The organism is Streptomyces antibioticus, assembly GCF_002019855.1.
Taxonomy (GTDB): domain Bacteria; phylum Actinomycetota; class Actinomycetes; order Streptomycetales; family Streptomycetaceae; genus Streptomyces; species Streptomyces antibioticus_B.
Genome location: NZ_CM007717.1, coordinates 3,245,990 through 3,259,111, shown reverse-complemented (window position 1 = coordinate 3,259,111; position 13,122 = coordinate 3,245,990). Strand labels below are relative to the sequence as shown.

Genomic DNA, 13,122 nt, shown 5'->3' with positions numbered 1-13,122 from the left:
CGCCGCGCTCGGCATGGGCCCTCCCCTCGGGGCACCGCCCGGTCACTCCAGCCGGCGACCCCGGTTGCCCGGTCGGGAGGCGACCCAGGCGCGGACGGTGTCGGCGTACCAGTAGGGCTTGCCGCCCTCGACATGGTCGGGCGGCGGCAGCAGCCCGTGCTTGCGGTAGGACCGTACGGTGTCCGGCTGCACCCTGATGTGGGCCGCGATCTCCTTGTAGGACCAGAGCCTTCGGTCGGTCATGAGGCGCACCTCCCTGCGCGCGCGGGGGCGGCGGCCGGGAGGCCGCCCGGGGGAGCCCGGCGCTGCGCTGGCGATCACCTGGGCTGTGCCCGGTGAACGACGGGTGGTGACCCTCCGGAAGCGCCTGTTGACGGCACGTGGCGGAGGACCCGCGTAGCCGAGACATCGGTGACAGAAAGCGAGCTTTCGTGACGCAAGTGACACAAACGCCCCCAAGCGAGCCCCTTTGACAAGCGGCCACAGCACCCCCCCGAAGGGGCGCGGGAAACTGCGCGACCAGCCACGAACAACCCGCACCCGGCACCCGACAGGCACCCCCCACCCCTGTCCCGCTCCCGGAGGACTACGCCCCGCAGGACCGCAGAAACGCCCGAGTCCGCCGAGCAATGGGCAACGGCGCGTCCGGCTCGCACGGATACATGTCCTGCTCCACGATCGCGAACAACTCCACCCCCAACCGCTGCGCGGCATCCAGCACCGGCCCCAGCTCCGGCACCCCGCGCGGCGGCTCGCACATCACGCCCTGCGCCACCGCCGGTCCGAACGGCGTGCCCTTGGCCCGCACGTCGGCCAGGATCTCCGGGTCCACCTGCTTGAGGTGCAGGTATCCGATGCGCTCCCCGTACGTCTCGATCAGCTTCACGCTGTCGCCGCCGCAGTAGGCGTAGTGCCCGGTGTCCAGGCACAGCGACACGAGGTCGGAGTCGGTGCCGTCGAGGAAGCGGGCGACGTTCTCCTCGCTGTCGATGTGGGTGTCGGCGTGCGGGTGCACGACGATCTTCAGCCCGTACCGCTCCCGCACCTCCCTGCCCAGCCGCTCGGTCAGCGTGGTGAGGTTGCGCCACTGCTCGGGCGTGAGGGTGTCGGGTTCCAGCACCTCGCCGGTCTTGTCGTCCCGCCAGAAGGACGGGATGACGACCAGGTGCCGCGCGCCCATCGCCTGGGCGAGCGCCGCGTTGTCCGCGACATGCGCCCAGGTCCTGTCCCAGACCGCCTCGCCGTGGTGGAGCCCGGTGAAGACGGTGCCGGCCGACACCTTCAGGCCGCGCCTGGCCGTCTCCTCGGTGAGGAGTGCGGGGTCGGTCGGCAGGTACCCGTAGGGGCCCAGCTCGATCCACTCGTAGCCGGACTGCGCGACCTCGTCGAGGAAACGCGACCAGGGCACCTGGGCGGGGTCGTCCGGGAACCAGACGCCCCAGCTGTCCGGGGCCGATCCGATCCGGATGCGGGAAAGTGAGGAATGAGGTGACAACGGCGTCATGGCCGTCAGCGTGCGGTCTCTCCGAAGGGCTGTCAAGGGCTGGTCCGAATGTCTGGACAAACTATTGACAGGGTCGCCGGTACGGGACTAGAAAGCCGTGAGAGCCCGACGAAGCCGGGCCGCCACGCAGGCATCAGGGCATGAAGGCACGAAGGGAACTCGATGGCGTACGACCTGATCACCATGGGGCGGATCGGAGTAGATCTCTATCCGCTGCAGACGGGGGTGCCCCTGCCCCAGGTCACGTCCTTCGGGAAGTTCCTGGGCGGCTCGGCGGCCAACGTCGCCGTCGCCGCGGCCCGGCTCGGCCGGTCCGCCGCCGTGATCACCCGCACCGGCGACGACCCCTTCGGCACCTATCTCCACGAGGAGTTGCGCGGCTTCGGCGTCGACGACCGCTGGGTCACCCCGGTCCCCGGACTGCCCACCCCGGTCACCTTCTGCGAGATCTTCCCGCCGGACGACTTCCCGCTGTACTTCTACCGCCGTCCGAAGGCGCCCGACCTGGAGATCGACGCCCATGAGCTGGACCTCGACGCGGTCCGCGACACCCGGATCTTCTGGGTGACCGGCACCGGCCTGAGCGAGGAGCCCAGCCGGACGGCGACCCTCGCGGCGCTCGCCCACCGCGCCAAGGCGGGCACCACCGTCTTCGACCTCGACTGGCGCCCCATGTTCTGGACCGACCCGGACACGGCCCGCCCCTTCTACGCCGAGGCCCTGAAACACACCACGGTCGCCGTCGGCAACCTCGACGAGGTGGAGGTCGCCACCGGGGTGCGCGAGCCCGCGGCCGCCGCCCGGGCGCTGCTGGACGCCGGCGTCGAACTGGCCGTCGTCAAGCAGGGCCCCAAGGGTGTCCTCGCCGTCAACCGCGCGGGCGAGTCCGCCGAGGTCCCGCCGCTGCCGGTGGACGTCCTCAACGGGCTCGGCGCCGGTGACGCCTTCGGCGGCTCCCTCTGCCACGGCCTGCTCGCGGGCTGGGACCTGGAGAAGATCATGCGGCACGCCAACGCGGCCGGAGCCATCGTGGCCTCCCGCCTCGAATGCTCCTCCGCGATGCCCACGGCCGCCGAGGTGGAAGCCGCGATCGAGGCGGGAGCCGTGCTGTGAGCGTCGACGTCCGTGAACTCGTCCGGCTGCGCACCCACCATCCCGAGGCGATCGCCGAGGCCGCCGCCCGCCGGCGCCGCAGACCGCTGCTGAACGCCGCCGGACGGCTGATGATCGTCGCGGCCGACCACCCGGCCCGCGGCGCGCTCGGCGTCGGCGGCGACCGGCTGGCCATGGCCAACCGCGCCGACCTGCTCGAACGCCTCTGCCTGGCGCTCTCCCGCCCCGGCGTCGACGGCGTCCTCGCCACCGCCGACATCCTGGACGACCTGCTGCTCCTGGGCGCCCTCGACGACAAGGTCGTCATGGGGTCCATGAACCGCGGCGGCCTCCAGGGCGCCGTCTTCGAGCTGGACGACCGTTTCACCGGCCACCGCGCCGAGGACATCGAGCGGCTCAACTTCGACGCGGGCAAACTGCTCCTGCGCGTCGACTACGACGACCCGGGCTCGCTCACCACCCTGGAGTCCACGGCCCGCGCGATCGACGCCATGGCGGCCCGCCGGCTGCCGGTCTTCGTCGAGCCGTTCATCAGCCGCCGCACCCCCGAGGGCCGGCTGAGCAACGACCTCTCCGCCGAGGCCGTCACCCGGTCCATCGCCATCGCCTCGGGCCTCGGCGGCACCTCGGCCTACACCTGGCTGAAGCTCCCCGTCACCGAGAACCCCGACGACATGGCCGAGGTCATGGGCACCTCCACCCTGCCCGCCGTGCTGCTGGGCGGCGAGGTCGGCGACGACCAGGACGGGGCATACGAGAAGTGGCGCGGCGCGCTGCAACTGCCCACCGTCCGGGGCCTGGTGGTCGGCCGCTCGCTGCTGTATCCGGCGGACGGGGACGTCACCGCCGCCGTGGACACCGCCGTAGGACTGCTGTGAGGGCCGCATGACGAACACCGGGCCGCACGCCCCGACCAAGAACAACGACCTCTACCTTCCGCACGGCAGCACCGCCGGCGCCGGGCACGTGCTCGACATCGATCCGAAGCGGGCCGGCTGGACCTACAGCAGTCTGCGGATCGTCGCGCTGGAGCCGGGGGAGACCCACACCCTCACCACCGGCGACAGCGAATGGATCGTGCTTCCGCTGGACGGCGGATGTACGGTGCGGACCGAGGGTGACGAGTTCCAACTCCTGGGCAGGGAAAGCGTTTTCGCGTCCGTGACGGACTTCGCTTACGTTCCCCGAGACGCCCGGGTCCAGATCGCCTCCGGCGCGGGAGGCCGCTTCGCCCTGGCAGGAGCGAAGTGCGAGCGACGACTCCCCGCCCGCTACGGCCCCGCGCCGGAGGTACCCGTCGAGGCCCGCGGCAGCGGCGGCCAGGCGCGCCAGGTGCGCAACTTCGCCTCCGCCGACGCCTTCGACTGCGACCGGCTGATCGCCGTCGAGGTGATCACACCCGGCGGCAACTGGTCCTCGTACCCGCCGCACAAGCACGACGAGCACCGGCCGGGCGAGGAGGCCGAGCTGGAGGAGATCTACTACTTCGAGATCGACGGCCCGCACGGCTTCGGCTACCAGCGGGTGTCCCCCTCGCGCGAGGGCGGCGCCGACGTCCTCGCCGAGGTCCGTTCGGGGGACGCCGTCCTCGTCCCCGACGGCTGGCACGGCCCGTCGATCGCCCAGCCCGGCCACGCCATGTACTACCTGAACGTCATGGCCGGACCCGGCGAGACGCGGGAGTGGCGGATCTGCTTCCACCCGGACCACGTAGACACCACAGGGGGTTACCGATGACCTCGACCCGGCCGGACCGGTCGACCCGACTCACCGTGGCCCAGGCGCTGGTGCGCTTCCTGGCCGCCCAGTACACCGAACGCGACGGCGTACGGCAGCGGCTGATCGGCGCGACCTGGGGCATCTTCGGCCACGGCAATGTCGCGGGCCTCGGCCAGGCGCTGGTCGAGTACGGCGACGCGATGCCGTTCCACCAGGGCCGCAACGAGCAGTCGATGGTCCACGCGGCCGTGGGCTACGCCCGCCAGTCCAACCGGCTGTCCACCCACGCGGTGACGACGTCCATCGGCCCCGGCGCGACCAATCTGGTCACCGGCGCCGCCCTCGCCACCGTCAACCACCTCCCGGTGCTGCTGCTGCCCGGCGACACCTTCGCCACCCGGGTCGCCGACCCGGTCCTCCAGCAGCTCGAAGTCCCGTACGCGGGCGATGTGTCGGTCAACGACAGCCTGCGCCCGGTGTCCCGCTGGTTCGACCGCGTCACCCGCCCGGAGGCGCTGATCCCGGCCGCGCTCCAGGCCGTACGGGTCCTCACCGACCCGGTCGAGACGGGCGCGGTCACCCTCGCGCTGCCCCAGGACGTGCAGGCCGAGGCATGGGACTGGCCCGAGGAGTTCTTCGCCGAACGCACCTGGACCGTACGGCGTCCCGGTGCCGACCCGGCCGAACTCGCCGCCGCCGTACGGGCGATCAGGTCGGCCCGGCGCCCCCTGCTCGTCGCGGGCGGCGGGGTCCACCACAGCCGCGCCGAGGACGCCCTCGCCGAGTTCGCCGCCGCCACCGGCATCCCGGTCGCCTCCACCCAGGCCGGCAAGGGCTCGCTGCGCCACGACCACCCCCAGGACGTGGGCGGCATCGGCCACACCGGCACCGCGACCGCCGACGAACTGGCCCGCACCGCCGACCTGGTCATCGGCGTCGGCACCCGCTACACCGACTTCACCACCGCCTCGAACACCCTCTTCCAGGGCGACGGGGTCCGCTTCCTCAACCTCAACATCGCCTCCTACGACGGCCACAAGCTCGCCGGCCTCCCCCTGGTCGCCGACGCCCGCAGCGGCCTGGAGGCGCTGACCGGGGAGCTGGCGCGCGACGGCCACCGGGTCGCCGACGCCTATGTCGCCGAGTACGGCGAGGACAAGGAGCGCTGGGAGCAGCGCGTCGACGCCTGCTTCGAGGCCGAGGAGACCGACGTACGCCCCACGCAGACCCAGGTGCTCGGCGCGCTGGACGCGCTGGCCGACGAGTCGGACGTCGTGATCAACGCGGCCGGCTCGCTCCCCGGCGATCTGCACAAGCTGTGGCGGGCCCGGTCCCGGGACCAGTACCACCTGGAGTACGGCTACTCCTGCATGGGGTACGAGATCCCGGCGGCCATCGGGGTGAAACTCGCCGCGCCCGAGCGCAACGTCTGGGCGCTGGTGGGCGACGGCACGTATCTGATGATGCCGACCGAGATCGTCACGGCCGTGCAGGAGGGGATCGCGATCAAGATCCTGCTCGTGCAGAACCACGGCTACGCCTCGATCGGCGGACTCTCCGAGTCGGTGGGCGGCGAGCGGTTCGGCACCGCGTACCGCTACACCGCGGGGGACGGCACCTTCACGGGCGCGCCGCTCCCCGTCGACCTGGCCGCCAACGTGGCGAGCCTGGGCATGCGCGTCCTGCGCGCGAAGACCGTCCGCGAGCTGCGCGAGGCCCTCGCCGAAGCGCGCGCCGCCGACACTCCCACTTGTGTCTACGTCGAGACCGAAACGGCCGACACTGTGTCGGGCCCGCCGCCGGCGCAGGCCTGGTGGGATGTACCTGTGGCCGAGACCGCGACCCGACCGTCCGCGGTGAAGGCCCGTGAGCTGTACGAACGGCACGTCTCCACCCGACGCCGCCATCTGTGAAGGAGCACTCGGTCATGACGAAGATCGTCAACCACTGGATCGGCGGCAAGACCGTCGAAGGCGCGTCGGGTACGTACGGGCCGGTCACCGACCCGGCGACCGGCGCCGTCACCACGAAGGTCGCGTTCGCCACCGTCGACGAGGTCGACGCGGCGGTGGCCGCCGCCAAGGACGCCTACGCCACCTGGGGCACCTCCTCGCTCGCCAAGCGGTCCACCATCCTGTTCAAGTTCCGCGCCCTGCTGGACGCGCACCGCGACGAGATCGCCGAGCTGATCACCGCCGAGCACGGCAAGGTGCACAGCGACGCGCTCGGCGAGGTCGCGCGCGGTCTGGAGATCGTGGACCTGGCCTGCGGGATCACCGTGCAGCTCAAGGGCGAGCTGTCGACCGAGGTGGCCAGCCGGGTGGACGTCGCCTCCATCCGCCAGCCGCTCGGGGTCGTCGCCGGCATCACGCCGTTCAACTTCCCGGCGATGGTCCCGATGTGGATGTTCCCGCTCGCCATCGCGTGCGGCAACACCTTCGTGCTGAAGCCGTCCGAGAAGGACCCGTCGGCCTCGCTGAAGCTCGCCGAGCTGCTCGCGGAGGCCGGGCTGCCGGACGGCGTCCTCAACGTCGTGCACGGCGACAAGGTGGCGGTGGACCGGCTCCTGGAGCACCCGGACGTCAAGGCCGTCTCGTTCGTGGGCTCGACGCCGATCGCCCGCTACATCCACACCACCGCCTCGGCGAACGGCAAGCGCGTCCAGGCCCTGGGCGGCGCCAAGAACCACATGCTGGTGCTGCCGGACGCGGACCTCGACGCGGCCGCCGACGCCGCCGTGTCCGCCGCCTACGGCTCGGCCGGCGAGCGCTGCATGGCGATCTCCGCCGTCGTCGCGGTCGGCGCCATCGGCGACGAACTGGTGGAGAAGATCCGCGAGCGCGCCGAGAAGATCAAGATCGGTCCCGGCAACGACCCGACGTCGGAGATGGGCCCGCTCATCACCGCCGTCCACCGCGACAAGGTGGCGTCCTACGTCACCGGCGCGGCCGCCGAGGGCGCGGAGGTCGTGCTCGACGGCACCGGCCACACGGTCGAGGGCTTCGAGGACGGCCACTGGATCGGCATCTCGCTCCTCGACAAGGTCCCGACCACCGCGAAGGCGTACCAGGACGAGATCTTCGGCCCGGTGCTGTGCGTGCTGCGCGTGGACACCTACGACGAGGGCGTGGCGCTGATCAACAGCTCGCCGTTCGGCAACGGCACCGCGATCTTCACCCGGGACGGCGGCGCGGCCCGCCGCTTCCAGTTGGAGATCGAGGCCGGCATGGTCGGCGTGAACGTCCCGATCCCGGTCCCCGTCGGCTACCACAGCTTCGGCGGCTGGAAGGACTCGCTCTTCGGCGACCACCACATCTACGGCAACGACGGCACGCACTTCTACACCCGCGGCAAGGTCGTCACCACCCGCTGGCCGGACCCGGCCGACGCCCCCGCGGGCGTGGACCTGGGCTTCCCGCGCAACCACTGAGGCAGTTCCCGGGCCATGGAGGGGCCGTCCGCATTGCGGACGGCCCCGTTTTTTATGCGGTGCGCACTGCGGTTCCCGTAGGTCGGCGGGGGCCGGTACCGGCGGGCACCGTTGCCGCGTTTTCAGCGGTCCAGGCGCCTCGCGGCTGCGGATTCCGTAGTCAATCACCTATTGACGCACTGGTTTTCGTCGGGGTTCCATGCGGCATCGCCCCAACCGCCGGAGGCACCCGCCCGAGTCGATCGGAACCCGCCGCATGACCGACACGCTCCGCCCGGCCGAGACCGCCCTCCCCCGGGCGACCGGCGCGACCGACAGCGCGACCGCCGGCCCCCGGCAGCTCAAGCGCTCCATCGGAGTCGTCGGCGGCACCCTCCTCACCCTGTCCTGCGTGACCCCCGCCTCCACCCTCTTCGTCGTCGTGCCCGACCTGTTCGGCTCGCTGGGCACCGCGACCGCCCTCACCATCGCGATCGGCTCCCTGCTCTGTGTCGCCGTGGCGTTCTGCTACTCGGAGCTGGGCACCCTCGTCCCCAGCGCGGGCGGCGAGTACGCCATGGTCTCGACGATGGCCGGACGGCTGGCGGGCTGGCTGGTGTTCGTCCTCTCCCTGCTGGTCGTCATGATCGTCCCGCCGGTGATCGCGATGGGCACGGCCGACTACCTGGCCCCGATCGTCCACCTCGACCCGTCCGTGGCGGGCGCCGGCGTGATGCTGCTCGCCACCCTCGCGGGCCTGCTCGACCTGCGCGCCAACGCCTGGATCACCGGCGTCTTCCTGGTCCTGGAGGTCATCGCCGCGGCCGTCGTGGCCCTCCTCGGCTTCGCCCACGGACAGCGCGGCCCCGGCAGCCTGCTGTCGATGCAGGCGGCCGGCGGCGACGGCCACACCGACACCGTCACCGCCGCGCTGGTCGTCTCCGGACTCGCCATCGCCCTCTTCATCACCCAGGGCTTCTCGACCGCCGTCTACCTCTCCGAGGAGCTGGAGCACCCGCGCCGCAACGTCGCCCGCACGGTCCTCGCCACCCTCGCCATCTCCTCGGTGATCATCCTGGTGCCGGTCGTCGCCATCACCTTCGGCGCCTCCGACGTCGCCGAACTCACCGGCGGCGACATCGGCGCCATGGTCACCGCCTGGTCCAGCTCCGCCGTCGGCACCTTCGTCAGCCTCTGCGTGGCCCTCGCGATCATCAACGCGGGCATCGTCATGGTCATCCAGAACTCCCGTGTCCTGTTCGCCTCCGCCCGCGACAAGGCGTGGCCGGAGCCGGTCAACAACGTCTTCGCCAGGCTCGGCCGCTTCGGCTCCCCCTGGGTCGCCACCCTCGCCGTCGGCATCCCCGGCGCGGCCCTGTGCTTCGTCAACCTCGACACCCTGTACGGCGTCACCGGCGTCTCGGTCACCGGCATGTACCTCCTGGTCGCCGTCGCCGCCCTGCTCGCCCGGCGCGGCTCCCACCGGCACGTGCCCGCCTGGCGGATGCCGCTCTGGCCGGCCGTCCCGGTCCTGCTGATCGTCGTCCTCGGCTACATCCTCACCCAGCAGGAGACCGGCTACCTGCTGTGGACCGGCGGCATCACCGCCGTCGCCACCCTCTACTGGGTCTGCTACCTCCGCCCGCGCCGCGCCACCCGCTGGCTGGTGACCGTCCCGGAGGACACCCGGGTCTGACGTACCGCGTCCGCGGTACGCCTCCGGGTCCGTGTACACCCCGGGGAGGGCACGGAGTTCGGCCTGCGGTCGACACCTTCCCGACAGGTCGACCCCGTACCGTTGAACCATGGATCTTCGACTGCCCGGCCTCCGGGGACCACGGCGGCCGCGGCGGCTCCTCGCCGCCGTGGCCGCCGTCGCCGTCCTCGCCGGCGCCGGTACGTGGACGGCCGTCGCCTCCGACGACGGCCCCACCCCGGTGCGCCGCGCCGACCGGGTGACGACGGTGGACGGGGTCCGCCTGGACACCTCCTACTTCACCGCGGGCCCCTCCGGCCGCCGCCCCGCCGTCCTGCTCGGCCACGGCTTCGGCGGCAGCAAGGACGACGTCCGCCGGCAGGCCGAGGACCTCGCCCGCGACGGCTACGCGGTCCTGACCTGGTCCGCGCGCGGCTTCGGCGAGTCCACCGGGAAGATCGGGCTGAACGACCCGAAGGCCGAGGTCGCCGACGTCTCCAGGCTGATCGACTGGCTGGCCGGACGGCCCGAGGTGCGGCTGGACGGCGCGGGCGACCCGCGCGTCGGCGTCGCCGGCGTCTCCTACGGCGGCGCGGTCTCCCTCCTCGCCGCCGGGTACGACGACCGGGTCGACGCCATCGCCCCCGCCATCACCTACTGGAACCTGGCCGACGCCCTGTTCCCCGACGGCGTGTTCAAGAAGCTGTGGGCCGGCATCTTCGTCAACACCGCCGGCGGCTGCGCCGAGTTCGAGCCCACGCTGTGCGCGATGTACGAGCGGGTCGCCGAGTCCGGCACCCCCGACCCCGCCGCCCGCGCCCTGCTGGAGGAACGCTCGCCGTCCGCCGTCGCCGACCGCATCAAGGTCCCCACCCTCCTCGTGCAGGGCCAGACCGACTCCCTCTTCACCCTCGCCCAGGCCGACGCCGCCGCACGGGCGATCCGCGCCAACGGCGCACCGGTCGACGTCGACTGGATCGCGGGCGGCCATGACGGCGGCGACCTGGAGGGCGACCGGGTCCAGGCCCGGGTCACCTCCTGGTTCGACCGCTATCTCAAGGGCGAGAAGTCCGCCGACACCGGCCCCGCCTTCCGTGTCTCGCGCACCGGAGGCGTCGACTCCACCGACGGCGCAGCCCTGCTCAGGGGCGCGAGCGCCGACCGCTACCCCGGTCTGACCGGCGACCCCCGTCCGATCGCGCTCACCGGACGCGAGCAGTCCTTCGCCAACCCGGCCGGCGCCGCCCCGCCCGCCGTCTCCGCCCTGCCCGGCCTCGGCGGCGGCGGACTCTCCCAGCTCTCCTCCCTGGGCGTCGGCGTCTCCCTCGACTTCCCCGGCCAGTTCGCCGCCTTCGAGTCCGCGCCCGTCACCGACGACCTGCGCATCACCGGCTCCCCGACGGCCACCGTCCACGTCACCTCCACCTCGAAGGACGCCGTCCTCTTCGCCAAGGTCTACGACGTCGGCCCCAACGGCAGCAGGGTGCTCCCCGCCCAACTCGTCACCCCCGTCCGGGTCGAGAACGCCGAGGCCGGCCAGGACGTCACGATCACCCTCCCGGCGATCGACCACGACCTCGACAAGGGCCACCGGCTGCGCCTGGTCCTCGCCTCCACCGACCTCGGCTACGCCTCCCCGGTCACCCCGGCGACCTACACCGTCTCCCTCAAGGGCGACCTGAACGTCCCCACCGCCCCCGGGGTCACGACCGCCGCCGCCCCGCTGCCGTCCTGGGTGTGGTGGCTGCCCCTCGCGGGCGCCGGACTCGCCCTCGTCCTGCTGGTCGGCGGCCGCCGCCGCACCGCGGGCCCGGCTCCCGACCCGGAGCTGGCCGAGGTCCCCCTCCAGATCACCGACCTCGCCAAGAAGTACGCGGGCGGCGAGCGCTACAGCGTCCGCGACCTCTCCTTCCGCGTCGAACAGGGCCAGGTCCTCGGCCTCCTCGGCCCCAACGGCGCCGGCAAGACCACGACCCTGCGCATGCTGATGGGCCTGATCACCCCCGACGGCGGCGAGATCCGCGTCTTCGGGCACGCGATCCGGCCCGGCGCGGCCGTCCTCTCCCGGGTCGGCGCGTTCGTCGAGGGCGCCGGCTTCCTCCCGCACCTGTCGGGCCGGGAGAACCTGGAGCTGTACTGGCGGGCCACCGGCCGCCCCGCCGAGGACGCCCACCTGGACGAGGCCCTGGAGATCGCCGGCCTCGGCGACGCCCTCGCCCGCGCGGTGCGCACCTACTCCCAGGGCATGCGCCAGCGCCTCGCCATCGCCCAGGCCATGCTCGGCCTGCCCGACCTGCTCATCCTGGACGAGCCGACCAACGGCCTCGACCCGCCGCAGATCCGCGAGATGCGCGAGGTGATGATCCGGTACGCGGCCGCCGGACGCACGGTGATCGTCTCCAGCCATCTGCTCTCCGAGGTCGAGCAGACCTGCACCCACCTCGTGGTCATGGACCGCGGCCGGCTCGTCCAGGCCGGCCCGGTCGCCGAGATCGTCGGCTCCGGCGACACCCTCCTGGTCGGCACCGCCGTCCCCGTGGAGGAGCCGGTCGTCGAGAAGGTCGCGGCGCTGCCCGGCGTCACCTCGGCGACCGTCACCGACGACGGACTCCTCGTCCGCCTCGCCGCCGACGGCTCCGCCCCGCGCCTGATCGCCGAACTGGTCCGCCTCGACGTGCCCGTGGCGTCGGTCGGCCCGCACCGCCGCCTGGAGGACGCCTTCCTCACCCTGATCGGAGGTTCCGCATGAGCACGCTCACCGAGGTCGCCTCCGGCTACCGGGCGGGCCGCACCCTCCCGCTCCGCGTCGAACTGGTCCGCCAGCTCAAGCGCCGCCGCACCCTCGTCATGGGCGCCGTCCTCGCCGCCCTGCCGTTCGTGCTGCTCATCGCCTTCGCCATCGGCGGCGAACCGGACGGCCGGGGCGACCGGGTCACCCTGATGGACACCGCCACCGCGTCCGGCGCCAACTTCGCCGCCGTCAGCCTGTTCGTCTCGGCGGGCTTCCTGCTGGTCATCCCGGTCGCCCTGTTCTGCGGCGACACCGTGGCCTCCGAGGCCGGCTGGTCCTCGCTGCGCTATCTGCTCGCCGCCCCGGTGCCCCGGGCCCGGCTGCTGTGGTCCAAGCTCGTCGTCGGCCTCGGCCTCAGCCTGTCCGCGATGATCCTGCTGCCGGTCGTCGCCCTCGCCGTCGGCACCGCCGCCTACGGCTGGGGACCGTTGCAACTGCCCACCGGCGGCGCGCTGGACCCCGGCACCGCCGCCCAGCGGCTGGTGATCGTGGTGGCGTACATCTTCGTCTCCCAACTGGTCACCGCCGGGCTCGCGTTCTGGCTGTCCACCCGGACCGACGCCCCGCTCGGCGCGGTCGGCGGCGCGGTCGGCCTGACCATCGTCGGCAACGTCCTCGACGCCGTCACCGCCCTCGGCGACTGGCGGGACTTCCTGCCCGCGCACTGGCAGTTCGCCTGGGCCGACGCCGTCCAGCCCACCCCCGAATGGTCCGGCATGATCCAGGGCACCGCCGTCTCGGTGACGTACGCCGTGGTGCTGTTCGCCCTGGCCTTCCGCGGTTTCGCCCGCAAGGACATCGTGTCGTAGGTCACCGGAAGATCACCCACCGGTCTCGGCGGGCCCGTTCCGTGCCCGCTTCGAGACGCATCCGCAACACCCCGTACCGCA

Annotated in this window: 10 protein-coding genes; 8 read left to right on the top strand and 2 right to left on the bottom strand. The window is 72.6% G+C overall.

From position 1 onward, the window contains the following. Window positions 1-42: 42 nt before the first annotated feature. On the bottom strand, window positions 43-243 hold the full coding sequence (locus AFM16_RS14410; protein ID WP_030779816.1) for a helix-turn-helix transcriptional regulator: 201 nt from the start codon (window positions 241-243) through the stop codon (window positions 43-45). A gap of 343 nt (window positions 244-586) precedes the next feature. After that, window positions 587-1,504 (bottom strand): sugar phosphate isomerase/epimerase family protein, encoded by a 918-nt coding sequence (locus AFM16_RS14405; protein WP_030779814.1) that lies wholly within the window; start codon window positions 1,502-1,504, stop codon window positions 587-589. A 162-nt stretch (window positions 1,505-1,666) separates the two neighbouring features. On the opposite strand from AFM16_RS14405, the gene iolC reads away from it, so the two are divergent. The 8 genes from iolC to AFM16_RS14365 all read left to right on the top strand — a co-directional run bounded on the left by iolC (window position 1,667) and on the right by AFM16_RS14365 (window position 13,041). Next, window positions 1,667-2,617, top strand: coding sequence for a 5-dehydro-2-deoxygluconokinase (iolC, locus tag AFM16_RS14400; RefSeq protein ID WP_030779810.1), 951 nt, complete (start codon window positions 1,667-1,669; stop codon window positions 2,615-2,617). Then, window positions 2,614-3,495: a Cgl0159 family (beta/alpha)8-fold protein gene (locus AFM16_RS14395; protein ID WP_030779808.1), complete on the top strand. Its 882-nt coding sequence runs from the start codon at window positions 2,614-2,616 to the stop codon at window positions 3,493-3,495. The genes iolC and AFM16_RS14395 overlap by 4 nt, the downstream gene beginning before the upstream one ends. A 7-nt stretch (window positions 3,496-3,502) precedes the next feature. Beyond that, on the top strand, window positions 3,503-4,354 hold the full coding sequence (iolB, locus tag AFM16_RS14390; RefSeq protein ID WP_078633549.1) for a 5-deoxy-glucuronate isomerase: 852 nt from the start codon (window positions 3,503-3,505) through the stop codon (window positions 4,352-4,354). Beyond that, a complete protein-coding gene (iolD, locus tag AFM16_RS14385) occupies window positions 4,351-6,249 on the top strand; it encodes a 3D-(3,5/4)-trihydroxycyclohexane-1,2-dione acylhydrolase (decyclizing) (RefSeq protein ID WP_078633548.1) in 1,899 nt (632 codons plus the stop codon). The genes iolB and iolD overlap by 4 nt, the downstream gene beginning before the upstream one ends. A 14-nt stretch (window positions 6,250-6,263) precedes the next feature. After that, window positions 6,264-7,766, top strand: a complete 1,503-nt coding sequence (gene mmsA, locus AFM16_RS14380; protein WP_078633547.1) for a CoA-acylating methylmalonate-semialdehyde dehydrogenase — start codon at window positions 6,264-6,266, stop codon at window positions 7,764-7,766. A 256-nt stretch (window positions 7,767-8,022) separates the two neighbouring features. Further along, entirely contained in the window at window positions 8,023-9,441 is a 1,419-nt protein-coding gene (locus AFM16_RS14375; RefSeq protein WP_078633546.1) for an APC family permease, read from the top strand. A 109-nt stretch (window positions 9,442-9,550) separates the two neighbouring features. Next, window positions 9,551-12,190 (top strand): alpha/beta fold hydrolase, encoded by a 2,640-nt coding sequence (locus AFM16_RS14370; protein WP_078633545.1) that lies wholly within the window; start codon window positions 9,551-9,553, stop codon window positions 12,188-12,190. Continuing rightward, window positions 12,187-13,041 (top strand): ABC transporter permease, encoded by an 855-nt coding sequence (locus tag AFM16_RS14365; protein WP_078633544.1) that lies wholly within the window; start codon window positions 12,187-12,189, stop codon window positions 13,039-13,041. Before AFM16_RS14370 ends, AFM16_RS14365 begins: the two co-directional genes overlap by 4 nt. Window positions 13,042-13,122 lie beyond the last annotated feature (81 nt).